This window comes from Flagellimonas sp. B-3, from assembly GCF_056857835.1.
Genome location: NZ_JBSXNW010000024.1, coordinates 763,842 through 790,091, shown reverse-complemented (window position 1 = coordinate 790,091; position 26,250 = coordinate 763,842). Strand labels below are relative to the sequence as shown.

General features: G+C 41.5%; 20 protein-coding genes. 10 read left to right on the top strand and 10 right to left on the bottom strand.

The genetic code is table 11. The annotated features are described in order from the left end of the window. Both AC13CS_RS16090 and AC13CS_RS16085 read right to left on the bottom strand, forming a co-directional pair. Complete coding sequence (locus AC13CS_RS16090) at nt 1-675, bottom strand: lysoplasmalogenase (protein ID WP_482888869.1); 675 nt, start codon at nt 673-675, stop codon at nt 1-3. Then, a complete protein-coding gene (locus AC13CS_RS16085) occupies nt 669-1,142 on the bottom strand; it encodes a CYTH domain-containing protein (RefSeq protein WP_293166000.1) in 474 nt (157 codons plus the stop codon). Before AC13CS_RS16085 ends, AC13CS_RS16090 begins: the two co-directional genes overlap by 7 nt. A 27-nt stretch (nt 1,143-1,169) precedes the next feature. On the opposite strand from AC13CS_RS16085, the gene dinB reads away from it, so the two are divergent. Further along, nucleotides 1,170-2,270: a DNA polymerase IV gene (dinB, locus tag AC13CS_RS16080; protein ID WP_482888868.1), complete on the top strand. Its 1,101-nt coding sequence runs from the start codon at nt 1,170-1,172 to the stop codon at nt 2,268-2,270. Between the two features lie 142 nt (nt 2,271-2,412). On the opposite strand, the gene AC13CS_RS16075 is transcribed toward dinB, so the two are convergent. Continuing rightward, nucleotides 2,413-5,193, bottom strand: a complete 2,781-nt coding sequence (locus AC13CS_RS16075; protein ID WP_482888867.1) for a M16 family metallopeptidase — start codon at nt 5,191-5,193, stop codon at nt 2,413-2,415. Between the two features lie 225 nt (nt 5,194-5,418). Between AC13CS_RS16075 and AC13CS_RS16070 the strand changes: the two genes are divergently transcribed. Continuing rightward, entirely contained in the window at nt 5,419-5,997 is a 579-nt protein-coding gene (locus AC13CS_RS16070; RefSeq protein WP_293166006.1) for a TetR/AcrR family transcriptional regulator, read from the top strand. A 61-nt stretch (nt 5,998-6,058) separates the two neighbouring features. On the opposite strand, the gene pyk is transcribed toward AC13CS_RS16070, so the two are convergent. From pyk to AC13CS_RS16045, 5 genes are all read right to left on the bottom strand, one after another. Beyond that, entirely contained in the window at nt 6,059-7,501 is a 1,443-nt protein-coding gene (gene pyk, locus AC13CS_RS16065) for a pyruvate kinase (protein WP_293166008.1), read from the bottom strand. A 2-nt stretch (nt 7,502-7,503) separates the two neighbouring features. Beyond that, nucleotides 7,504-7,977, bottom strand: coding sequence for an IPExxxVDY family protein (locus AC13CS_RS16060; protein ID WP_293166010.1), 474 nt, complete (start codon nt 7,975-7,977; stop codon nt 7,504-7,506). Between the two features lie 106 nt (nt 7,978-8,083). Next, nucleotides 8,084-8,821 (bottom strand): ribonuclease III, encoded by a 738-nt coding sequence (rnc, locus tag AC13CS_RS16055; protein ID WP_482888866.1) that lies wholly within the window; start codon nt 8,819-8,821, stop codon nt 8,084-8,086. Between the two features lie 9 nt (nt 8,822-8,830). Continuing rightward, a complete protein-coding gene (gene fabF, locus AC13CS_RS16050; RefSeq protein WP_482888865.1) occupies nt 8,831-10,081 on the bottom strand; it encodes a beta-ketoacyl-ACP synthase II in 1,251 nt (416 codons plus the stop codon). A 102-nt stretch (nt 10,082-10,183) separates the two neighbouring features. After that, nucleotides 10,184-10,417, bottom strand: a complete 234-nt coding sequence (locus tag AC13CS_RS16045; protein ID WP_009778413.1) for an acyl carrier protein — start codon at nt 10,415-10,417, stop codon at nt 10,184-10,186. Between the two features lie 162 nt (nt 10,418-10,579). Between AC13CS_RS16045 and purN the strand changes: the two genes are divergently transcribed. From purN to AC13CS_RS16025, 4 genes are all read left to right on the top strand, one after another. Beyond that, entirely contained in the window at nt 10,580-11,143 is a 564-nt protein-coding gene (purN, locus tag AC13CS_RS16040; protein WP_293166016.1) for a phosphoribosylglycinamide formyltransferase, read from the top strand. Next, the gene (locus AC13CS_RS16035; protein WP_293166018.1) at nt 11,144-11,779 is read left to right on the top strand and encodes a ribonuclease H family protein; all 636 of its coding nucleotides are present in this window, start codon (nt 11,144-11,146) and stop codon (nt 11,777-11,779) included. Nucleotides 11,780-12,390: 611 nt separating this feature from the next. Beyond that, complete coding sequence (locus tag AC13CS_RS16030) at nt 12,391-13,317, top strand: PfkB family carbohydrate kinase (RefSeq protein WP_293166020.1); 927 nt, start codon at nt 12,391-12,393, stop codon at nt 13,315-13,317. A 44-nt stretch (nt 13,318-13,361) separates the two neighbouring features. Next, nucleotides 13,362-15,260: an amidophosphoribosyltransferase gene (locus AC13CS_RS16025; protein ID WP_293166022.1), complete on the top strand. Its 1,899-nt coding sequence runs from the start codon at nt 13,362-13,364 to the stop codon at nt 15,258-15,260. A gap of 655 nt (nt 15,261-15,915) precedes the next feature. Here the strand turns inward: AC13CS_RS16025 and AC13CS_RS16020 are convergent. Continuing rightward, nucleotides 15,916-16,524: a superoxide dismutase gene (locus tag AC13CS_RS16020; RefSeq protein WP_293166024.1), complete on the bottom strand. Its 609-nt coding sequence runs from the start codon at nt 16,522-16,524 to the stop codon at nt 15,916-15,918. A 121-nt stretch (nt 16,525-16,645) separates the two neighbouring features. On the opposite strand from AC13CS_RS16020, the gene AC13CS_RS16015 reads away from it, so the two are divergent. From AC13CS_RS16015 to AC13CS_RS16000, 4 genes are all read left to right on the top strand, one after another. Then, entirely contained in the window at nt 16,646-19,768 is a 3,123-nt protein-coding gene (locus AC13CS_RS16015; protein WP_482888864.1) for a UvrD-helicase domain-containing protein, read from the top strand. Between the two features lie 242 nt (nt 19,769-20,010). Further along, complete coding sequence (gene kbl / locus AC13CS_RS16010; RefSeq protein WP_482888863.1) at nt 20,011-21,204, top strand: glycine C-acetyltransferase; 1,194 nt, start codon at nt 20,011-20,013, stop codon at nt 21,202-21,204. Nucleotides 21,205-21,327: 123 nt separating this feature from the next. Continuing rightward, nucleotides 21,328-22,686, top strand: a complete 1,359-nt coding sequence (locus AC13CS_RS16005) for an OmpA family protein (RefSeq protein ID WP_293166030.1) — start codon at nt 21,328-21,330, stop codon at nt 22,684-22,686. A 62-nt stretch (nt 22,687-22,748) separates the two neighbouring features. Further along, nucleotides 22,749-25,481 (top strand): PD-(D/E)XK nuclease family protein, encoded by a 2,733-nt coding sequence (locus AC13CS_RS16000; protein WP_482888862.1) that lies wholly within the window; start codon nt 22,749-22,751, stop codon nt 25,479-25,481. On the opposite strand, the gene AC13CS_RS15995 is transcribed toward AC13CS_RS16000, so the two are convergent. Then, nucleotides 25,482-26,192, bottom strand: coding sequence for an SDR family oxidoreductase (locus AC13CS_RS15995; RefSeq protein ID WP_163624416.1), 711 nt, complete (start codon nt 26,190-26,192; stop codon nt 25,482-25,484). Between the last annotated feature and the right edge of the window lie 58 nt (nt 26,193-26,250).

Below are 26,250 nucleotides of genomic sequence, written 5' to 3'. Positions count from 1 at the left end.
TTAATCTTTTCCTTTTAAAACTATTTGGCGAGTAGCGTTCGCAATCAAACTGATGCTTAACCAATATGTGGCCAAAATCAATGGCCCCGATAGGTAAAACGGTGTCTTGAACTTGGCAATAGCCAATAGAGTATCCGAAAGCATAAAAAACAATACCCCCATAGCCATACATGCATGCGCATTGTTCCTTTCACGCAGGTACAAACCCACCCCTTGCAATGCCATAAACGTGATTATCACCACATAAATGGAAACGGGCAGCAGCAAATCTCCCAAACCTGGCCTTAACCAGAAGAACAATACCCCGCCTATGCCAAAGAGTATCAAAGAGGGGATCCAATTTTTGTAAAATCCCATATACTGGATAAATGCCACAGAGAATAAGATATGTGCCAATAAAAATGCAACTAGGCCCAACAAGAAATAGTCTTCAAAAAGCAATAGAACATCCCCTAGCAAACAGAAAGCCAAGGCGATAGTTACCATTCTACCCAATCGTACGCAACTCCTTTTTGGAGTAAAGAATAGTAAAACAATCACCAAAATCGTGGTCAACGGCTTAAATAGCATATAAAGTTGCTTATCATCGTAAAGACCAAAGTAAATGGCCAAAAGGGCACTAATTACAATCAATATATTGATTGTTCTTGCTGCTTTTCGGGATTCGGTTACCATTCCCTGAACGGTTTTTTACTTAACTGGGAATTGTAGTATTGGATTTGACCAGTTACTTCTTCACCCAACCATTCAGGCTTTTCAAAACGTTCGTCTTCATGGTTCAGTTCTACTTCTGCCAAAATGAGGCCTTTGTTCTCGCTCAAAAACTCATCCACTTCATACAAATGGTTTCCAAAGGGCACCTCAAAACGTATTTTTTCCAAAATGCCCGCTTCGCACAAATCAATGAGGTTGGTCGCTTCTGCCGCAGTAATTTCCGTTTCCCATTCAAATCTTGTGGTTCCCGATTCGTTGCTGGCCCCCTTTACGGTCAAAAAGCCCTTATCTCCCTTAATCCTGACCCTTACTGTCCGATCAGGGTCTGTATTCAAGAATCCCTGCACTATTCGGGTTTGAGATGTGGCCTTCTGCTTAAACTCATCAGATTTAACTAAAAACTTTCGTTCTATTTCCAAATGTTCCATCAAACTAAATATACCCTAAATTTGAAAATGGACTTCGATTTTCCGTTAAGAAAAATTATTCATGTGGATATGGATGCTTTTTACGCATCTGTAGAACAGCACGATAACCCGGAACTAAAAGGGAAACCCATTGCCGTTGGTGGAGGTTCCAAACGCGGTGTGGTATCGGCTGCGAGCTATGAAGCCAGAAAGTTTGGGGTGCGAAGTGCCATGGCGGGTACCATTGCCCGAAGAAATTGTCCTGAACTTATTTTTGTAAGACCCCGTTTTGATCGCTACAAAGAGATTTCAAAGCAAATTAGGAGCATCTTTTTTGAATATACGGATTTAGTGGAACCCCTTTCCTTGGACGAGGCTTATTTGGACGTCACCGAGAACAAAAAAGGAAATCCATCGGCCACCCTTATCGCACAAGAAATACGCAACAAAATCTTTGACAAAACAGGATTAACGGCTTCGGCCGGAATCTCTATAAACAAGTTTATAGCCAAAGTTGCCAGCGATTACAACAAGCCCAATGGGCAGAAAACGGTAAACCCTGAGGAAGTCATTGAATTCTTGGAAAACCTGGATATCCGAAAGTTTTATGGTGTGGGCAAGGTAACTGCCGAAAAAATGTACCGCTTGGGCATTTTTACCGGACTGGACCTAAAGCAAAAGCCTGTGGAGTTTTTAGAAAAGCATTTTGGGAAAAGCGGTAGCTACTACTACAATGTGGTACGGGGAATACATTTGAGTAGTGTAAAGCCCCATCGGATTCCAAAATCGGTAGGAGCTGAGCGTACTTTTTTTGAAAATCTGAGCAGTGAAATCTTTATGCTGGAAAAATTGGAGCATATTGCCTCGGAGCTGGAAAGAAGACTTCAAAAATCGAAAATAGCGGGCAAAACTATCACCCTAAAAATTAAGTATAGCGATTTTACCTTACAGACCCGTAGCAAAACACTGCCCTATTTTATTGCAAGCAAAGACCTTATTTTGGAAACAGCCAAAGAGCTGTTGTACCAATCACCTTTAGAAAATTCCGTGCGCTTGTTGGGCATTTCCTTGGCCAACCTGAACACCGAAAAGAAAAAAGAGAGCGAGAAAAAGGAGTCGGTACTTGTTCAGCTTAAATTTGATTTTTAAAAAAGAAGCTGTCTAAAAGCTCAAAAAAAATGACTTTGTCAGGTTGAGCGAAATCGAGAACTTATAGTGATGTTCGTAATCAATGGGTTTCGACTTCGCTCAACCTGACAATCTGAAGCTTTCAGACAGCCTCCTCTACAATTTAATTTTTAATATCCGTTTCCACGGGTTTTACCGCAGGTTTTTTGGGATTGCCATCGGCATCAATTTCTATGATGTTATCAAAACCGAGTTCGTCCAATTTGTCTATAATTTCGGCCCTATCGCCTACCATAAACCAATTTACCTTTTCTGGTTGTACAACTTCATTGCTCACTTTTCTGATATCGTCCACAGATAGATTTCTTACATTTTGATCATACTTCTGGTAATAGTCGTCCGGTAAATCATATCGGACCAAATTCCTGACCGAACTGTTGACTGAGCTGTTGGTTTCCCATTGTCCTGGGAGTTTCAACACTTGATTGGTTTTTACCTTTTCAAGCTCTTCTTTGGTTGCGGGCCGTGTAGAGGTAAATTCGGATATTTCCTTTCTTATCTCGGTTACGGATTCCGCAGTTTTATCCGTTTGAACCGGAGCATACACAATAAATGGGCGTTCTTCCTTGGACCCAATCACAAAACCTCCTGCTCCGTAAGACCAGTGTTTGTCTTCCCTTAAATTCATATTGATCCGGGAAGTAAAATCACCTCCAAGAATATTCACCATTTGCTCCAAGGCTATCTCGGAAACATCCCCGTACTTTTCGGTTAAATGCCCTGCAAGGATCACGGATTGCTGCGACTCTGGTCTGTTCATCAAGTACAGGGTGTTTTTTGTATTGGTCTTTGGCTCATTAAAAACAATGTTGGGCACATCTCCCTTTTTCCATTTGCCCAGTGTTTTTTCCAATTTGGACTTTAACTCGTCCATCTCCACATCCCCAGTAACAATTAAGGTAGAATTATTGGGTTTAAACCAAGTATTGTAGAACGCAACAACATCTTCCCTGGTCAATTTGGAAACCGTATCCTCGTATCCCGTTCCGGTATATGGGCTGCTGTATGGGTGGTCATCGCCGTAAAGATATTTGTTCATTACCCGTAGGGCCATGGAGATGGGTTGTGATTTTTCTTGTTTTATATCATTGATCTGCTCTTTTTGAAGCCGTTCAAATTCTTTTTGCGGGAAAACGGGGTTGAGCACAACATCCATAAATAGATCTAGACTGGCATCAAAACTCGGTTTTAATGTGCTCATGTATACGTTTGATTCATCTTGGCTGGAAAACGTGCTCAAAGATGCTCCTAGCAACTGGAGCTGTTCGTTGATTTCCAAGGCATCCATGTCCTTGGTTCCCTCATCCATCAAATTCATGGCCAACTTGGCCGTTCCGGGGCTGGATAAGTGATCGGTCTTGTAACCTGCATCGGCCACTAAGTTTATCACTATGGTCGGTACTCCTTCGCGCTGGGCCAAAACCACATTGAGCCCGTTGGATAATTGGGTGCGTTGCAGTTCTGGAAATTTTGAGCTTTTTGGCGCTCCCAGTTCTGGCAATTTGCTTCTGTCCACTGAAGACGCGACGACATCGTATTCCGGAAATGGTTTGCACACCAAAACGTGCTTTCCTTTGGTAAGCCATTTGGCCGCAGTTTTCTTTAAATCTTCAATGGTCGCTTCTTCCACATACTTCAACTTGGTTTTATAATAGGATGCATCGCCATGGTAGGTTTGATTGGATGCCAGGATATCCGAAACCCCTCCGAAGCCTCCTATACGTTCCAAACCTTTGATAAAATTGGCAAAGTAATTCGCCTTTACCCTTTTGAGTTCTTCTTCTGTTGGACCCTCTTTGATAAATTTATCGATTTCGGCCTCAAGTTCTTGCTCCAGTTTTTGGGGATCCTCTCCTTCTTTTACATTTAAATACGTAATAAATCTACTCGCTATCTCACTCGAGGCCTGAAAAGAAACGGCGGCACTTGCCGATTGATCTTGGTAAATGAATTTTTGATATAATCTTGAGTTTTTTCCACTGGTAAGAATGGCGGAAATTAAATCAAAGTGAAGGTCTTCCTTGAATCCGAACGGAGGTGTATTCCAAGCAAAGAGCACCCTGGTCTCAGGAACACGGTCTTCATATTCCTGACGGGAGTCGTATATTTTGTTTGGAATATTAATCTCTTGGCGTTCCACGGTAGGCCCCGAAGGAATGTCTCCAAAATATTTGATTACTTTTTGATGGACTTCCTCAGCATCAATATCCCCCGCCACGGCAACTACCGCATTGGCAGCACCGTAATAGGATTTGAACCACTCCTGTACGTCTTCCAATGAGGCAGCGTTCAAATCTTCCATTTCGCCAATAACCGTCCAGGAATACGGATGTCCTTTAGGGTACATGGCCTTGGTTAAATAATCCCACTGCATCCCGTAAGGTTGGTTTTCCCCTTGTCTTTTTTCATTTTGAACAACGCCTCGTTGCTCATCCAGTTTTTCCTGATCAATGGCTCCCAACAAGTGCCCCATCCGGTCAGATTCCAAAAACAGTACTTGATCCAAGGCGGAAACAGGTACGTTCTGAAAATAATTGGTGCGATCGGTGTTGGTGGTTCCATTAAGGTCGGTTCCTCCGATACTTTCCAACGCTTGAAAATAATCGGTGTTGTAGTTTTCGCTTCCATTGAACATCAAATGCTCAAATAAGTGGGCAAAACCACTTTTCCCGGGCTTTTCATTTTTAGACCCTACATGATACCACACATTTACGGCAGCGATAGGGGCTTTATGGTCTTCGTAAACCAAAAGTGTAAGGCCGTTTTTTAAGGTGTACTTTTTGTAATCGATGTCAATGTCATCTGCTTTGAACTGAAAACTCTGTCCATAGTTCATAGGAGCGAAGAGTAGGCCGACAATAAAGGCCAGAAGTAACTTTTTCATTTTAGGTAGTGTTTTAATTATTTGATTGATAAAATTTTATATACAATATAGGAAAATCTTTACAATCAGCAGCATATTAAATAGTTAGCATTTGTTTAGGGTTTTAATAAAGCTAAGATTGCCAACTTAAACCCATATAATATTTTACGGTGGAACTATAGGTTACATAATTTCTTTATTAATTTGTAAAAGCATCCCCGTTAAAACAACCATTACATCTTTTCTATGCAGCGAAGCGATTTGCACCAACATATTATTACCACGGCGGGCAATCTTTTTTATTACCAAGGATACAATTCAACAGGCATCAACGAGATCATATCAAAATGTGATATTGCCAAAGCCACACTGTACAGCCATTTTAAATCCAAAGAGGATATTTGTGTTGCTTATCTTAACCAGCGGCACGGTGCCTTTATGAATAGCTTAAAAGACTATGTGAACCAACGAACAGAAAGTAAAAGTCAACTGCTCGCCATTTTTGACCTTTTGAGGGATATGTACCTTGAAGAAAATTTTCAGGGGTGTTGGGGCATTAAAACGCTTGGGGAGCTTTCTCCCGACCAAACCAAGATTCTGAACGTCATCCAGCAACAAAAAAAGGAGTTGCTACTGTATTTAGGAGAAGTTGTAGGAGAAAACATTGCCAATCTGTCCAAAGCGGAAACTGAAAAAATATCGAGCGGTCTTTATCTTTTGTACGAAAGTGCCGTTACCGAGAGTCACCTGTTCAAAAACGACTGGCCCATTTTTATGGCCAAGAGCATTGCTCCCTTGCTTATTACAGACATGGATTTAAAATAATCTGCAAAAAAAGTGCGCAATGTTTCCACTGCGCACCCTAAAGATTGTTGATTGGTACTGTTTAGAAGTTACAGTTTTCAATCTCGGTCACACGCAAGGTGTTTACCATTCCTTTTTCTTTGATCGGCATTGCCGCTAGGCTCACTAGCATGTCCCCAACGTTCAAAAATCCTTTTTTACAGGCTATTTGGTTTACATCCTCAATGGTCTGATCAGTGGACACAAATTTGTCGTAATAAAATGCTTTTACTCCCCAAAGTAGATTTAACTGTGTCAAAATCCTTTTGTTGGATGTAAAAACAAGAATGTGCGCAGCAGGCCTCCAAGCCGAAATCTGAAAAGCAGTATAGCCACTATTGGTCAATGTGGAAATGGCCTTTGCCGAAATTTCGTTGGCCATCAGTGCTGCATGATAGCAAACAGATTTTGTGATGTATCTTTTAGTACGAATGTGTGGTGGATTCTGGGGTACTTTGATCAAGCTAGAGCCTTCCACACTAGTTACTATGCTTGCCATTTTCTCAATAACCTGAACCGGATAGTTCCCTACCGATGTTTCACCGGAAAGCATTACGGCATCGGCACCGTCCATTACGGAATTGGCCACATCGTTCACTTCCGCGCGAGTTGGTGTTAAACTGGTAATCATGGTTTCCATCATCTGGGTGGCAATTATTACCGGTATTCTGCCTTTTTTGGCACTTAGTACCAATTGTTTCTGAATCAATGGAACTTCCTGTGCCGGAATTTCTACACCTAAATCCCCACGTGCGACCATAAGTCCATCGGAGGCCTTCACAATCTCCTCTATATTTTCAAGGGCTTCAGGTTTTTCTATTTTAGAAATAACCGGGATTTTGTGTTCGGTGTGTTCCTTGATCAAGTTATGAAGGTCGTATATGTCTTGAGCGTGTCTCACAAAGGACAAAGCCATCCAGTCCACATCTTGGCTTATTGCAAAAATGGCATCTTTAATGTCTTTCTTTGTAAGGGCTGGCAAAGAAATATCTGTATTGGGCAGGTTTACTCCTTTCTTGGATTTTAATGGTCCCCCTTGTATTACTGTTGCTACGACTTCATTCTCTCCATTGGTGGCCTTTACTTCAAAAATAAGTTTGCCATCATCCAATAGAATACGCTCTCCCGCTTTTACATCCTTTGGAAAGCTTTTGTAGTTCATGTACACCCTTTCGGCGGTTCCTTCAAAAGGCTCACCTGTGGCAAAAGTTACTTCATCACCGGGGGAAACAATTACTTCTCCGCCCATTACCCCCACTCTTAGTTTGGGCCCTTGTAAGTCGGCAAGTATAGCGGTGTTGATTTCCAACTCCTCATTAAGTTCCCTTATCATTTTAATTCGCTCAGCAACATCTTCGTAGGCGGCGTGGGAAAAGTTAATTCTAAAAACATCCACTCCTGCCAGGATCATTTCCCTTAGGGTCTCCTTTTTACTGGTGGCAGGGCCAAGGGTCGCTACAATTTTAGTCTTCTTTCTAGTTGGCATTGTTAAAAGATTAAATTTCTTTTTGATTTTAAGTTTTGTGTTTCTAATGGATACGCTGTTATCACCTTGGTTATTTGGTTGATTGATTTCAATTTTTCCGAAAGAAAGATTTCTTCATCTGCTGCATCAACTTTTAGAAAATAATCCACATCTTTCCGCTCTTTCACCAAATAATCTGTTCTTCTGGAAATGTTGTTCCCAAACAAACCCTCCGAAGGCATCACTTCTTCAATTTCGCACTTGTTCGAAATCAGTGTCCAATACACATCGTTCATTTCATCGTCCCAATCGAATACGGAGAAAGACATATTTTCATTGAGATGAAGGTCTTTTTTCATCCGTTTCAAATATAGCCCACAGGTGGAATTTATGGCATAGGTAATGGCATAATCTTCCAAATCACAGTGTATGGCGATGAGCGAAAAACTGTCATCATATAGATCAGCTGATATCTTGTGCGTTGTTAACATGCCCATAACACGAACGGTAAATATAGGCTTAATCCTAATGAATGCCTAGTTAATACAAAACAATACACTTACAAAAACGAGCGAAAACGTTTGAGTTTACCTTTATTTAAAATTACTGGTTCTCTATCTTGCTCTGCAATGCAAAATAGGCTCGTTTGGATGCCTTTTCTTCTGCCTTTTTCTTGGATGTGGCCCTAGCTTTTGCCAACATTCTATCCCCAATGGTAAGTTTTACGGCAAAGTGTTTGAGCTCATCGTTACCTGTATCCTCGTACACATTGTAATTGAAGGGTTTCTTTTCTTTTTGGCACCACTCGATCACCAAACTCTTGTAACTGATTACCTTGCCTTCAAGCTGCTCAATATCCACATAAGGCTCTATCACCCTTTCATCAATAAATTTTTCGCAGTAATTGTACCCTTTGTCCAAATATATGGCCCCTATCAGTGCTTCAAAAACATTCCCATGGATATTTTCGCCAAAATGCGCTTTGGGAATCCTGCTTTCCACAAATTTTAATAGCCCTAGGTCTTTTCCCAATTCGTTCAGGTGCTTTCGGCTCACTACTTTGGAACGCATTTTTGTGAGATAGCCCTCATCGCCCTCAGGTACTTCGTTGTACAAATATTTTGAAATGATGGTTCCCAGCATGGAGTCTCCCAAAAACTCCAAACGTTCGTAGTTGACAGGATTTCCCTTGTCGTCCTTTTGATTCATGGAACGATGAAGGAACGCAGTCTTGTAAATCTCTATGTTCTTGGGCTTAAATCCAAGAATTCTTTTGATTCCCAAAAAAAAATCCCCATCCGCGTTTGGATGGGAATTGAATATTTTGGAAGTAAGTTTCATGTTACAAAACTACCCTATTTTTTTGAATAACACACAAGCATTGTGTCCTCCAAAGCCAAATGTATTGCTCATGGCAACCTTTACCTCTCGTTCTTGGGCCTTGTTCAAGGTCAAGTTGAGCGAAGGGTCTATTTGATCATCCACAACACTATGGTTAATGGTAGGTGGAACCAAATTATTTTCCATTGCCAAAATGGATGCAATGGCCTCAATGGCTCCCGCTGCACCCAACAAATGTCCGGTCATGGACTTGGTGGAGTTGATGTTGATCTCTTTGGCATGGTCTCCAAACACTTTGGATATAGCTTTTAATTCGGCAACATCTCCAAGTGGTGTAGAAGTTCCGTGCGTATTGATGGTATCAACGTCTTCCGGTTTAAGTCCGGCGTTCATTAAGCAGTTTTCCATCACTTTTATCACTCCTATCCCCTCTGGATGTGGTGCGGTCATGTGGTAAGCATCGCTGGAGAGTCCTCCACCCAATACTTCTGCATATATTTTTGCCCCTCTAGCTTTGGCATGCTCATATTCTTCCAGTATAAGCGCTCCTCCGCCTTCTCCCAACACAAATCCGTCGCGTGTAGCGTCGAATGGCCTAGAGGCGGTTTCTGGGCTTTCGTTTCTAGTGGAAAGTGCGTGCATGGCGTTAAATCCGCCCATACCTGCAAGGGTAACGGCAGCTTCACTACCTCCGGTCACAATAACATCACAGTGGCCCAAACGAATATAGTTCAGGGCATCAATCATGGCGTTGGCCGAGGATGCACATGCAGATACCGTGGTATAGTTGGGTCCCATGAATCCATGTTTGATGGAAATATTTCCCGGTGCTATATCGGCAATCATTTTTGGGATAAAGAATGGATTGAAACGTGGTGTGCCATCGCCCTCGGCGAAATTAATCACCTCATTTTGGAAAGTTTCCAATCCGCCTATTCCCGCTCCCCACACAACGCCTACCCTAAACTTGTCCACAACGTTCAAGTCGATTCCAGAGTCTGCTATGGCCTCATCCGAGGACACCAGGGCATATTGGGCAAACTTATCCAGTTTCCTGGCTTCCTTCCGATCAAAATAATCTGAAGGATCATACCCCTTAAGCTCGCAAGCAAACTTTGTTTTAAATTTTTCGGTATCGAAATAAGTAATGGGGGCAGAACCGCTCTTACCGGTCCGTAGTCCTTCCCAATAAGCTTCCAAATTGTTACCTATGGGCGTTAACGCTCCCATTCCGGTAACCACAACTCGCTTTAACTGCATTGAACTATTTTTTTTACCCTTTAGACCTAAATTATAAAAAAAATTATCCATGTGATAACCACCACATGGATAATTTAAAATCTTCAGCGATATATCATATAATTACTTAGCTTCTTCGATGTAGCTAATGGCCTGACCAACAGTGGCAATGTTCTCTGCTTGGTCATCTGGTATTTGAATATCAAATTCTTTCTCAAACTCCATGATAAGTTCAACAGTGTCCAAGGAATCCGCTCCTAAGTCGTTGGTAAAGCTAGCTTCTGCAACTACTTCATTTTCATCTACACCTAGTTTATCAACGATGATAGCCTTTACTCTTGATGCAATGTCTGACATAATTATTGTGGTTTTAAAAATTTAAATCGTTGGCAAAAATATAAAACTTTGGATTAAATACACCATTTGTCGATAAAATGTGCTCCAAATTAAACATCTTAAATTACTGTACCTTACTTTAGCCGACGTAATTTAGTCCAAAATCATATCAATTCCTAACGAATGAAACGAATTGTAATCTTTGCATCGGGCAGCGGGTCGAATGCAGAAAATATTATTTCCTTTTTTCGTGAAAAACCAGAGGCGACCGTAGCTGCGGTGCTCACCAACAAGAGCTCGGCCAAGGTTCTTGAACGTTGCGACCGTCTTGGGGTGCCCGCCTTTTATTTTAATAAACCCGCTTTTAAAGATTCTGATGCGGTCCTAAATATTTTACAAGGACTTAATACAGATTTAATTGTGCTTGCCGGTTTTCTTTGGAAGATTCCATCAAACCTTATTAATGCCTTCCCCAATAAAATTATTAACATTCACCCTGCCTTATTGCCCAAATATGGCGGAAAGGGCATGTATGGGAGCAGGGTCCATCAGGCCATAAAAGAAAACAAAGAGACCGAAACCGGCATTACCATACATTATGTAAATGAAAATTATGATGAGGGTGCCATCATCTTTCAAGCTAAAACCATAGTGGAACCTTCGGATAATGCAGAAGTTATTGCCCAAAAAGTACACCAATTGGAATACCAGCATTTTCCTAAAGTGATTGAAAAAGTTTTATCCTAAATGGCCAAGAAGAAAAAGTTTTATGTAGTCTGGAAGGGCAAGCATCCCGGCATTTTTGAGTCCTGGGCCGATTGCAAAGCCCAAATTGATGGCGTAAAGGGGGCTCAGTACAAATCGTTCACCACTTTTGAAGAAGCCAAAAAGGCCTTCAACAGCAATTATTTGGAGTACAAAGGCAAATCCAAGGGCAAAAAAGAGCTTAGCCCGGAAGAGCTGCTAAAAATCGGTGACCCCAACTACAACTCCATTGCCGTGGATGCAGCATCGAGCGGCAATCCGGGAAAAATGGAATATCGCGGTGTGGATACCAAAAGTAAAAGAGTTCTTTTTCACCAAGGTCCTTTTGAGCAAGGAACTAGCAATGTTGGGGAGTTTTTGGCATTGGTGCATGGTCTTGCGTTTTTAAAACAACAAAAAAGCGATCGCATTCTTTATTCCGATTCCAGAATAGCAATCGGGTGGGTGCGAAAGAAAAAGTGTGGCACCAAGCTGAAAAAAACAGCCAAGAACGCCCAACTTTTTGAGCTAATAGAAAGGGCCGAGGAATGGCTCAAAAAGAACCGGTTCAACACTCCGATCGTGAAGTGGGAAACCAAAGCTTGGGGCGAAATTCCAGCCGACTTTGGCAGAAAGTAGCTGTGAGATGCTAGACACATCCTCTTTTGAGCTTGAACTTGATGCTTGAACTTGTCTTTGGGTCCGAAGTCGGGAGTTACTCAGTTATTGAATTGTTGGAATTTGGTGTTTGATGTCGGAAGTCGGTTGGCAGTAACAGTGAGCAGTAACACAATAACTCCAAACTTGAGTCTTGGTTCTTGCCTTTCCGTTCTATCTTCCCTTTTGACACTAATTTCACAAATCATCACGAATAGGTTTGCTCTTGAACTTGATGCTTGTACTTGTCTTTGGGTCCGAAGTCGGGAGTTACTCAGTTATTCAGTTATTGAATTATTGGAATTTGAAACTTGATTGTTGGTATTTGGTGTTTGATGTCGGAAGTCGGTTGGCAGTAACAATACGCAGTAACCCAATAACTCCGAACTTGATACTTGAGCTTGTCTTTCTGTTCTTTTTTCTCTGTTCTATCTTCCCTTTTGACACTAATTTCACGAATCATCACGAATAGGTTTGCTCTTGAACTTAATGCTTGTACTTGAACTTGGGCTTGCTCCACTCTTTTTCTTAAATCCTCTGCCAATGATTCCAAATGGAATATCAAAGCGTATATTTGCAGCAAAAAATAGGGAATGGGCAAATTACTGATCGTGGGAACCTTGGCTTTTGATGCCATCGAAACACCGTTCGGGAAAACAGGAAGAATTTTGGGGGGCGCAGGCACCTTTATCGGTTTGGCAGCTTCACAATTTAAAATAGACTCCGCGATTGTATCCGTAGTGGGAGATGATTTTCCACAAGCTTACATGGATATTTTAAAAAATAAGGACATCGACCTATCCGGGGTCGAAGTGGTAAAGGGCGGCAAGACCTTTTTTTGGGAAGGAAAGTATCATAACGACCTAAATTCCAGAGATACTTTAGCCACCGAACTCAACACCTTGGCCGACTTTAATCCCATTGTACCAAGTGATTACACCGATGCAGATATTGTGATGTTGGGCAATCTTCACCCAAACATCCAATTGAGTGTAATTAATCAGATGGAAAAACGACCAAAACTTATAGTTTTGGATACCATGAATTTTTGGATGGACAATACCTGGGATGAATTGATGACGGTGATTTCAAAAATCGACGTCATTACCATTAACGATGAAGAGGCAAGACAAATGACCAACGAATATTCCTTGGTCAAGGCTGCCGCGAAGATTCAGGAAATGGGTCCCAAATATGTGGTGATCAAAAAAGGGGAGCACGGGGCGCTTTTGTTTCATAAGGATAATATTTTCTTTGCACCGGCCCTTCCTTTGGAAGAGGTTTTTGACCCCACTGGAGCAGGAGACACCTTTGCCGGTGGTTTTGCAGGATATTTGACCGAGGCAGAAAACATTTCTTTTGAAAGTATGAAGAATGCCATTATCCATGGGTCCAATTTAGCCTCGTTCTGCGTGGAAAAATTTGGCACGGAGCGCATGGTGGATTTAAAAAAGAGCGAGGTAGACACCCGCTTGGCACAGTTTAAAGAATTGACACAGTTCAATATTGAATTAACATAAATTGTTTGCCCTGAAAATTTCGGGGCTTTTTTATTTGATTTGTTATGAGTGATCCCATTAAGCACGAATGCGGAATATCGTTGATCCGTTTGCTTAAACCTCTGGAGTACTACAAAGAAAAGTACGGCACCGCTTTTTATGGTGTAAACAAAATGTACCTGATGATGGAAAAGCAGCACAACCGCGGACAAGATGGTGCCGGTTTTGCCAGCATTAAAATGGATATGGAGCCCGGGGAAAGGTACATGAGCCGCGTACGATCGGCCCAACAGCAGCCCATTCAGGATATTTTTGCCCAAATCAACAGCCGTATCAATACCGCGTTGACCGAGCATCCTGATCGTGAAGACGATGTGGCTTGGCAAAAAAAGAACATTCCCTACATTGGTGAACTTTTGATGGGGCACGTTCGCTACGGCACCTTCGGAAAAAACAGTATTGAGAGCGTACACCCATTTTTAAGGCAGAACAACTGGATGCACCGCAACCTTATTGTTGCCGGAAACTTTAACATGACGAATGTTGATGAACTCTTCCAAAACTTGGTGGAGCTGGGGCAGCACCCCAAGGAAAAAGCCGATACCGTTACGGTAATGGAAAAAATCGGTCACTTTTTGGATGATGCCGTGGCCAAGCTCTACAAACAGATCAAGAAAGAAGGATATACCAAAAGAGAAGCATCTGCATTGATTGCAGAACGTTTGAACGTAGGCAAGATATTGAGGAAAGCCTCAAAAAATTGGGATGGCGGGTATGCCATGAGCGGACTTATTGGCCATGGTGATGCCTTTGTAATGAGAGACCCTGCGGGAATACGCCCAGCTTATTACTACCAAGATGATGAAGTTGTGGTCGTGGCTTCGGAACGTCCGGTAATACAAACGGTCTTCAACATTAATTTTGATGATGTAAAAGAACTGGACCCCGGACATGCCATTATTATTAAAAAAAATGGTTCCATGGCGCTCAAACAAATTTTGGAGCCCACCGAACGGAAGGCCTGTTCTTTTGAGCGCATCTATTTCTCCCGTGGCAGCGACAAGGAAATCTATCAAGAAAGAAAAAAATTGGGGAAACTGGTATTTCCGGAAATATTGAAGTCCATAGACAACGATTTGGAGAATACGGTTTTCTCGTATATCCCCAACACGGCAGAAACGTCTTTCTTTGGAATGGTAAAAGAGGCCCAGAACTACCTCAACAAGAAAAAGGAAGAACAGATTTTGGCCTTGGGATCAAAAATGACCGGGGAAGAGCTTCATAAAATATTGAACATTAGACCACGAATAGAAAAAGTGGCCATTAAAGATGCGAAGCTCAGAACCTTTATCACCCAAGATAGCAGCAGGGACGATTTGGTGACACACGTTTACGACATTTCTTACGGTTCGGTAAAACCTACGGACAACCTTGTTATTATAGATGACAGTATTGTTCGTGGAACCACCTTAAAGCGAAGCATCCTCAAAATCTTGGACCGCTTATCCCCAAAGAAAATAGTGGTGGTGTCCTCCGCTCCGCAAATACGTTATCCGGATTGTTACGGTATTGATATGGCCCGATTGGAAGATTTTGTAGCATTTAGAGCGGCATTGGCCTTACATGAAGAACACGGTACCACTCATAAAATAAAGGAGATTTATGAAAAATGTCTCACACAGACCAATCCCTCAAATAAAAATGCGGTAAACTATGTACAAGAGTTCTATGCCCCGTTCTCTGCCAAGCAAATTTCAAAGAAAATCGGTGAGATTTTAAGCCCCGAAGGTATCAACGCAGAAGTAGAGATCATCTATCAGACCATTGAAGGCCTGCACAGCGCTTGCCCAAAAAATCTTGGTGATTGGTATTTTACGGGCAATTATCCAACTCCCGGAGGCAACAGGGTGGTCAACAAGGCTTTTGTCAACTTTTTCGAGGGCAAGAACGAAAGGGCTTATTAAGTAATCGAGAAAAAGGCAAAAGTGCAGTTCATCGATGAAACTAGTAGAACAGCGGGTTTTTATACAATGGCAAATCTGCAATCCTACTTTAGTGTCTGCCATAGCATAAGTAGGTTAAGTTCATGGTAAGATTTGGGGCAAAAAAGGTGGAAGCTATTCCACCTTTTTTATTTTCTGTATACTCGTAAACCTTTCGCCCTCCCTTAATTTTCTTGACATTTATCAATAATCAGGCTGTGTTGCACACTTCAACGCATTTAAGGGAGTTTCATCTAAAAGCTTGGACACAAAAACATCGCTTGGCTTACTTTTGAATCACCATAGCATAAGTAGGTTAAGTTCATGGTAAGATTTGGGGAAAGAAGCCGGAGCATGCTCCGGCTTCTTTATGTTTGACTACCAAGGTTTTATCCATTTTATCGACGAACTGCACAATTTCTTTTTCTTCATAAAAACAAAATATTTTTTAAAACCCTTTGTTATTTTACACAATACCAGTATTTTAGTGCCGCCATAGCATAAGTAGGTTAAGTTTATGGTAAGATTTGGGACGAAAAGGGTGAGGACTTCCTCACCCTTTTCTATTTAAAAAAACAGAAACAAAAAAAGCCGTGCACTTGGTGCACGGCTTTTCATATTATTATTGAACCAGTTCTTATTTACTAGCTGCGTAGTTTTCAGAAACTTTGTCCCAATTGATTACATTAAAAAATGCTGAAATATAATCTGGTCTCAAGTTTTGATAATGCAAATAATATGCATGTTCCCATACATCCAATCCCAAAATCGGGTAACCACCACAACCCACTCCTGGCATAATGGGGTTATCTTGGTTAGGGGTGGAACAAACTTCCACTTTTCCTCCTTTGTGCACACACAACCATGCCCAACCTGATCCAAATTGGGTAGCGGCGGCAGTGGAAAATTTTTCTTTGAAAGCATCAAAAGAACCAAAAGCCTCGTCAATTGCAGAAGCCAATTCCCCTGAAGGTTTTCCGCCTCCGTTTGGGGACATTACTTCCCAAAAAAGGCTATGGTTAAAAAATCCGCCTCCGTTGTTTCTAACAGCGGCATTGGACATATCCAAACCAGAAAGGATATCCACGATCCCCTTTCCTTCCAAATCTGTTCCTTCGATGGCTCCGTTCAATTTAGTGGTGTAGCCATTGTGGTGCTTGGTATGGTGGATTTCCATGGTCCTAGCATCTATATGTGGTTCCAATGCATCGTATGCATACGGTAATTTAGGTAATTCAAAAGCCATAATATTCTGTTTTTTTAGGTTATTAATCAATTCACGTAAAAATACAAGTTTTAACATATATATTCCGCTAAAAGCATGTTAACATCAGGTAAGGAATCCTTATTTTGCAGGAAAAACGTTTTTGGAGGGGTCCAATTTTAAAATATACAGCGCATCGGCAGGTTCGGGCAAGACCTATGCCCTGGCAAAAGCATACCTCAAATTATTGCTCTCCAACGATGCTTCGATAAAATTCCGTCAGATTTTGGCCATTACCTTTACCAACAAGGCAGTGGACGAAATGAAAACCCGGATTTTGGATAACTTGTACGCTTTTGGTCAGGATCAAGTTCCCGAAAAGCAGAAAAGTTTGTTCCGATCACTTTGTGATGAACTTAATTTATCTGAGGAACAATTGCGGCAACGATCCCAACTCATTCTAAAACGGATTCTGCACAATTATTCCTTTTTTGAGATTTCTACCATAGACAAATTCAACCATAAAATCATAAAAACATTTGCCCGAGATCTGCACCTGTCCCAAAATTTTGAGGTAGAGCTCAATACCGATTTACTATTGGAAGAAGCCGTGGGAAGATTGTTGGAACGAGCCGGAAACGATGAAAAACTTACCGAAGTCCTGATTGCCTTTTCACTCGAAAAAATTGATGATGACAAAAGTTGGAACATCGCCTACGATTTGGTGGAAATCGGGAAACTCCTTTTTCAGGAAAACCATGCGGAACATGTGGAGCCGTTACGTGAAAAATCAATTGGGGATTTTCAGGACATTCAAAAACGAATCGCTTCCGAGAGCAAAACCATTCAAGAAAAGGTAAAGCACCTGGCTCAAACCGTACTTCAAGAAATGGAAAATCAAGGGTTTGATTTTGCGGATTTTCCATATAAAACCTTGCCCAATCATTTTAAAAAAATGGTTGACGGAGAACTCGACCCCAAGAAACTATATGCTGCCAAAACCTTGGAACCCAATCTAGTGGAAGGTAAATTGCTCAAATCCAGCGACAAAAGGGACGTTACCCGTTTGGCCGCAACCATTTTGGAACACTATCTCGCAATAAAACAACTCATTTATCGGCATCGTTATCTGCAAAACATTTATGGCAACATTGTGCCAATGACGGTATTGAACGAAATCGCCAAGGAAATCAAGAATATTGAGTTGGACAGGGATATTGTTCCTATTTCTTCCCTGAATGCCATCCTCTCCAAAGAAATCAAGAATCAGCCTGTACCTTTTATATATGAACGGATGGGCGAAAAATACCGTCATTATTTTATAGATGAGTTTCAGGACACCTCCAAAATGCAATGGGAAAACTTGGTGCCCCTCATTGGCAACGCCTTGGAAAGCGAGGACGAAAAGCATGAACGTGGTTCCCTTTTTTTGGTAGGCGATGTAAAACAGGCCATTTACCGCTGGCGTGGCGGCAGGGCGGAGCAGTTCCTCGATCTGATCAATGGAAAATCGCACCCATTTGTAGTGGAACCCAGTATTTATTCGTTGGACACCAATTGGCGGAGTTATGACGAAATCGTGAGCTTCAACAATAGTTTTTTTACCGAAGTGGCGCCTGTGCTCAACAATGAAGATTATCGGAACCTATTTTTGAACGACTCCCATCAAAAAACGAACGACAAGCCAGGAGGCTACATCCAAATATCCTTTTTGGATAAAGATGTGGAGGATAAGGACGAGGTATATTGCACGGAAACGCTTAAGCACATCCAGCACATCATTTCGGAAAACCACGCCTATGCCGATATCTGTGTTTTGGTGCGGGACAATAAAAAAGGAATGTTGCTGGCAGATTTCTTGGCGCAGCACAACATTCCCATTATTTCTTCGGATGCGTTACTGTTGAGCAAAAACGAAAAGGTCACTTTTTTAATTTCCATCCTTAGGATTTTTGAAAATGTAAAAGACCGAGAAGCGGCCTACCTTATATTAATGTATCTATCCCCCAATGAAAACGGCAAGCACGACTTCATTTCCAAACACTTGGAAAATATTGAAACCTTCTTGACCAGTGCATACAGTTTCAATATAAATGAATTAAGGGGAGAACCTGTGCTCACCATTTTGGAAACCGCCATTGTACAGTTTGAGCTTTATAAAGGTTCCGTTGCGCATATTTCCTTTTTAATGGACGAAGTGCTCGATTTAGAAAAAAGGGAAGGGCCCAGCGTATATGCTTTCCTTAATTATTGGGAAGTAAAAAAGGAATCCCTCTCCATTGCGGCTCCCGATGGTGTGGATGCCGTAAAAATTATGACCATCCACAAGGCCAAAGGTCTTGAATTCCCATTTGTGATTTTTCCGTTTGCCAATGCAATTCTGGACGATAAACGTAAGAAAAAGAAAGCTTGGGTGCCAGCCACTAGTGCTGATAAAACTTTAGGGTTGGATGAATTCCTCATAAACAACAATAAAGATATGTTGGAGTACAATGAGGTGGCCCAGCAAAAATACCTGGACGAAGAGCAAAAAACCTTGTTGGATTCCATGAACGTACTCTACGTGGCACTTACCCGACCTGTTAAAGGGTTGTTTGTGATTACAGAAGCAGGTAAAGAAGTTGCTTCTGTTGAGTCTACTTCTTCCTACGCCGACCTTTTTCAGTTATTTGTTCAACAAAAGAACATACCTGAAAACCAGAACGGGGTTTATACCATTGGAACTTTTCCATCAAAAGAAATAGCAAGTTCACCTTTGGAATCCAACGAAAAATATATCTCCTACGTTACCCGCCCCAAAGAAGATGCGGGGTTTACGATTTCCACCAAATCGGGCCGTTTGTGGGACGATGAACGCATGGAAGCCATTGAAATGGGGAATGTAATCCACTTTGCGTTGAGCCAGATTGAAACTGTAAACGATGTTGATTCGGTTTTGGAGCGATTGGAAATTGAGGGGCATTTTCCCAAAGAGGCCGCGAGCGACATCAAACAAAAAATTATGGCTGTTGTAAATCATCCAAAGTTGAAAGATCTGTTCTTGGACAACCTTCACATATTGAACGAACAAGAAATCTTGACAACGGATGGACATTCCCTTCGGCCTGATAGAATTACAATTGATGGGAACCAAGCGACCATCATAGATTATAAGACAGGTAAACCATCGCCAAAGCATAAGGAGCAAATCGCAAATTATGCCGATATTTTAAAAGCAATGGATTTTGAAATCAAACAATCCATCATTGTTTATATTGACCAAGAAATAGACCCTATTTTTGTATAAAGTTAAGTTGTTGTGTATTTTGAACATTAAAGTTCAAGGCGTCAGTTCGAGTGATTTTCGGTGGTTGAGCCCTTCGACTATGCTCAGGATAAACTAAAGTCGAAACCAAAGAAAATCGTATCGAGAACCTTTTTTAGATAAAATTCTTTTTCTCGATACAAATTTCACTCATGCTGTCGTGAAATCCACTCGAAATGACGAATTTTATAAAAATGCACAACGGATAAAGTTAAATCAAAGATATGTACGGAAAAATAAAAGAACATTTGGCCAAGGAATTGAAGGAGATTGAAGAAGCCGGCCTATTTAAAAAAGAACGAATTATTACCTCGCCACAAGGAGCGGTCATAAAAATCTCCACAGGGGAAGAAGTCATTAATTTTTGTGCCAACAACTATTTGGGACTTTCCTCCCATCCGGATGTGATCCAAGCCGCAAAGGATACGATGGACACCCACGGTTTTGGAATGTCTTCGGTACGTTTTATTTGCGGAACGCAGGACATCCATAAAGAATTGGAACAGAAAATCGCCAATTTCTACGGTACCGAGGATACCATATTATATGCAGCCGCTTTTGATGCCAACGGTGGCGTATTTGAACCCTTGCTCACAGCAGAGGATGCCATTATCTCAGATTCATTGAACCACGCCTCCATTATTGACGGTGTTCGTTTATGCAAAGCTAAGCGGTATCGCTACACGAACAACGACATGGCCGACCTTGAGGAAAAACTCAAACAGAGTAATGCCGATGGGACGCGCTTTAAAATAATCGTAACCGACGGAGTGTTCTCTATGGACGGACTTTTGGCTCCTTTGGACAAAATATGTGATTTGGCAGATAAATATGATGCCATGGTCATGATAGATGAATGTCACGCTACGGGCTTTATCGGGGAAACAGGCCGCGGTACCTTGGAAGAAAAAGGTGTCATGGACCGAATCGACATTATCACAGGCACACTCGGTAAAGCTCTGGGCGGGGCCATGGGCGGTTATACCACCGGAAAAAAGGAAATTATTGAAATGCTCCGCCAGCGTTCCAGACCTTATTTGTTCTCCAATTCCTTGGCACCCGCTATTGTTGGGGCATCCATTAAGGTATTTGAGATGTTGGACAAGGATACTTCTTTGCGGGATAAGCTACAAAGCAATACAGAATACTTTAAAAAAGGAATGAAAGATGCAGGCTTTGATATTATTGACGGTGATTCTGCCATAGTACCGGTAATGTTGTACGATGCCAAATTATCACAAAATATGGCCGATATGCTCTTGGAAGAAGGAATTTACGTGATTGGTTTCTTTTATCCCGTAGTTCCTAAAGGCAAAGCGAGAATTCGTGTACAGCTCTCAGCAGCCCACGAAAAAGAGCACTTGGACCATGCGATTAATGCATTTATAAAGGTAGGAAAATCGTTAAATGTCATCTAAATTCGTCGAAATGCAACAAATCTTCTGGCAAATGAGTCAAAAAAAAAGAAATTTAGATTTTGTTAATAAGTCTTAACAACTTACATTTGCTGCTGATAAACACTTAAACTTAAAATTTTGAGCATGAAACATCTTAGCAAATTATTGGTTGTTGCTCTTGTATTTGTAGGGATCAACAGCATACAAGCGCAAGACGAAAATAATCCCTGGCAAGTTAGCATAGGGGTAAATGCAATAGACGCTTATCCTACTAACGATAGTGACAATCCTTTTTCCAGTACTACTTTATTTGACGAGTACTTTAATGTATCCGATCATTGGAACATTTTACCATCTGTTTCTTATGTTTCTGTTTCCAAGTATATTGGAGATGGTTTCTCTGTAGGAGCAAGAGGTTCTTTGAATAGAATCGAAAAATTAGGAGACTTCGAAGTTGACGATTTGTCTCACTATGCTATAGATGGTACGATTAAATACAACATTCTTAAAAACACTACTATTGATCCTTTCGTAGAAATAGGAGGTGGTTACACTTGGGTTGATGAAATCGGAGCTGGAACCGTTAATGGTGGTGTAGGTGTTAACTTTTGGTTTTCAGACAACCTAGGTTTTACACTTCAAACTCAGTACAAGCACGCTTTTGAAGATTACTTGGTTAAGCATTTCCAGCACATGGCAGGTATCAGCATCAAGTTTGGTGGTACAGACACTGACGGTGACGGCATCTACGACAAAGACGATGCTTGTCCAGAAGTTGCTGGTTTAGAAGCATTCAACGGATGTCCTGATGCTGACGGTGACGGTATCGAAGATGCTAAAGATGCTTGTCCTAACGAAGCAGGTTCAAAAGAAATGAACGGATGCCCTGATGCTGATGGCGATGGTGTTGCCGATAAAGACGACGCTTGTCCTAGCACTCCTGGTCTTCCTGCACTAGCTGGTTGTCCTGATGCTGACGGTGACGGTGTTGCCGACAAAGACGACGAGTGTCCTAACGAAGCAGGTCCTGCTGAAAACGACGGATGCCCTTGGCCAGATGCTGACGGTGATGGTGTTCTTGACAAAGACGATCAATGTCCAGAAGTTGCCGGTACTGTTGCTAACAACGGTTGCCCAGAAGTAACTGAAGAAGTTCAGAAGCAATTGAACGATTACGCTAGAACTATCTTGTTCGACACTGGAAAGTCTTCTATCAAAGCAGAATCTACTTCTGTAATGGTTGACATCATCCAAATCTTGAACGAGTATCCTAACGCTAAGTTTACTGTTGAAGGACATACTGACAGTGTAGGTAGTGAAAGCTTGAACCAAAAACTTTCTGAAGAAAGAGCTAACTCTGTTAGAGATTTCTTGATCGACAAAGGAATCGATTCAAGTAGATTATCTGCTATCGGTTATGGTGAAGCTAAGCCAATTGCTACTAACAACACAAGAGCTGGTAGAGCACAAAACAGACGAGTTGAAATCAACTTGGTAAAATAATAAGAAACAAAGTTTTCTTGAAAAAGGCTCCGCAAATGCGGGGCCTTTTTTATTTTTAGTCCATGCATGATACTTTCCTAGAATATGTGCTGGACGACCTCCACAACAAACAACTGGATATAACCCAGTGTACCTATGTGCTTCCCAGCAAAAGATCGGGTACATTTTTAAAAAAACACATTTCCAACAGGCTGAAAAAAAACATATTCAGTCCACAAGTATTGTCCATTCAAGAATTCATCGGCAACCTATCCGATTTGAACCAAGCATCGAACATTGATTTGTTGCTCCTCCTGTTTAAAATCTACAAAGAATCGCAAATTGACGAATCGGATGACTTTGCCTCCTTCATTAATTGGGGACAAACACTTTTACAGGATTTCAATGAAATTGATGGTTATCTAATACCGGCCGAAGACATTCTGAACTACTTATCTGCCATCAAGGAAATCAACCATTGGTCCGCAAGCAAAGAGAAATCAGAACTGGTCGAGAATTATCTGCAACTCTGGAAGAACCTCGAAACCATCTACAATGATTTTTATGCTGCTTTGCTCGTACAAAAGAGAGGCTACCAAGGAATGATTCAACGTGAAGCGGTGAAAGCAATTCAAAATGGAAACTACCGAAAAACTAATGCCGACCCCATCATATTTATTGGTTTCAATGCACTCAATGCAGCAGAATCCACCATTATACAACATTACTTGGAGCAAGGCAATGCATATATTTATTGGGATATTGATGCTTACTTTCTAAACGATCCCATTCACGATGCGGGATTGTTTGTGAGAGACTATCTATACAACTGGACCTATTACAAACACGGACACAAAATAGAGCCGCAGCACAATTTTCTAACAAAAAAGAATATCACCATAACTGGAGTGCCCAAAAGTATATCCCAAACCAAATATGTGGGCCAATTATTGCAGACGTTGGGCCAGAGCGAAGAAATTGACCTTAAAAAAACCGCTTTGGTACTTGCTGATGAAACTTTGCTCAACCCTATGCTCAATGCCATTCCCAACAACATCCCTGAAGTGAACATTACCATGGGGATGCCTTTGAACAAAACGGTTTTATATTCCTTTTTTGTGAATTATTTAGAGTTGCACCTCAACGTTTCCGAGCGAGGATGGTTTTTTAAACGTGTGTTGGAATTTATCTCCAATCCCTACGCTTTGGTACTATCTTCCGAAGATCAAGGTAATTATGCACAGCGAATGTCCAAAGACATTAAAGAAGGCAACCTGCTCTACATTAACGCAGAGATCCTATCAAAATATCCAAAAGCACAAGGTTTATTGTCCATTATATTTCCGTCGGCAGAAATCTCCCCCATGGAATGGATAAACAACTGTTTGCTTCTCATCAAGCGATTAAAGACCATCTATCAAGACGAGAAAAACCCCTTGGAACTTGAATACCTGTATCGATTCTATGCACTTTTCAATCAATTGGGTCAATATTTGGACAAAGTGGATTTTATGGGCAAACTCAAATCCATCAAAAACCTCTTCAAACAATTGGCCAATATGGAAACCTTGGACTTTATAGGCCAGCCATTGACCGGCTTTCAAATTATGGGAATGTTGGAGAGCCGAAACCTCGATTTTGAAACAGTGATCATAACTTCGGTGAACGAAGGCATATTACCATCAGGAAAATCGAACAATTCATTTATTCCCTTTGATGTAAAACGCGATTATGGTTTGCCAACATATAAAGAAAAGGATGCCATTTACGTGTATCACTTTTATAGGTTGATACAGCGGGCCAAGAACATTTACATCACTTACAACACCGAGCCAGATGTTTTGGAAGGTGGTGAAAAGAGCCGATTGATCACCCAATTGTTAACGGACAAAAATTTAAAACAGCATATAACACATACCATTGCCTCCCCTAAAATTTCAATTGACCCAAAACCCCTGATCCAGATTGAAAAGGACGGAAAATTTATGGAAGACTTGAAGGACTTTGCCCAAAATGGGTTTTCGCCCACATCTTTGACGAACTACATCAGAAATCCTATTGACTTTTACACTCGAAACATTCTAAAAATCAATGATTTGGAAGAGGTAGAGGAAAATATTGCCGCCAATACCTTCGGGACCATTATTCACGATAGTTTGGAGCAGCTTTACACCCCGCTCGTCAATCAATTGTTGACGGAAGAAAATATCCAGTCCCTAAAAAAGCAAGTACCCGAGGTTGTGCAACATCACTTTACCAAGAACCTTTCCGGGGTGGATGTCTCAAAAGGTAAGTTCCTGCTGGTCTACAACGTTATCCTAAAATACCTACACAACTTTTTGGACGATGAGTTACGTCAACTCAAACGCCATGAAATAAAAATATTGGCCCTCGAAGAACGCTACGAAGAATTTATTTCGGTACCCGGGCTTGATTTTCCCATCAAACTAAAGGGAACTTTGGATCGTGTGGATGAATTTGATGGCACCTTGCGCATCATCGACTATAAAACAGGTAAGGTAGAAGCGAAAAACGTGAAAATAACCGATTGGGAAACATTGATTACCGATTATGATAAAAGCAAGGCGTTCCAATTGCTCTGTTACGCCTACCTCTATTCCAAAAAACATGGAGTAAGCGACGTGCAAGCAGGAATTATCTCATTTAAGCATCTGGGCAAAGGTCTATTGCCATTTTCAGAGGACAAGGATACCCGGATAGATTCGGACACCCTTGCAACCTTTGAAAATTATCTGTTCCAATTGATAAGGGAAATCTGCAATACTGCGGTTCCCCTTACCGAGAAAATGGATTGATTATTTTAAATCGGGACGCGTAGGACGTACCTCTATTTTACTTGGCAAGGTACGTGGGTGCATCGTCAGCAAATCAACGACCAATTTACCAATGTCCTCGGGCTGAATTTTCCACGCATCCTTATCCGATGGCTCGTTGTTGTTAAAATGACTTGCCACAGAACCGGGCATAATGGTGGTCACCTTTATATTATACTGCCTTAAATCCAGCATCGCGGCCTGGGTAAAACCAACAACACCAAACTTGGTCGCGTTATATCCAGCCGCTGTGGCAAAGAAATTGGTGCCCGCCAAACTAGCCAAGGTCATGTAATAGCCTTCGGATTTTTTCAGGGCATCGACGGATGCTTTTAGCGTGTGATACACTCCATTTAGGTTAGTATCGATCATTTGATGCCATTTCTCGTCTTCCATTTCATCAATCGGAGCAAAATGTCCAACACCTGCATTTGCCATCACCACATCCAATTGTCCCCATTTGTCAAGAATCGCCGCTATGGCCTTTTTTTCATCATCCAATTTGGACACATCGGATACCAAACCCAACACTTTATCTGGATTGTTCAAACTTTTTACGGCAGCGTCGGCACTCTCTTGGCTTCTACCGCTAACGGCCACCTTCATGCCCTGCTCCAACAAGCATTCGGCAATGCCGTATCCAATACCTTTGGTTCCTCCTGTGATGTATGCTACTTTTCCTTCTAGTTTCATGTTGATTTAGTTTTGAAGTAAAGTTCAAAAAAGGACAGGCCAATTACAAAAAATCCAT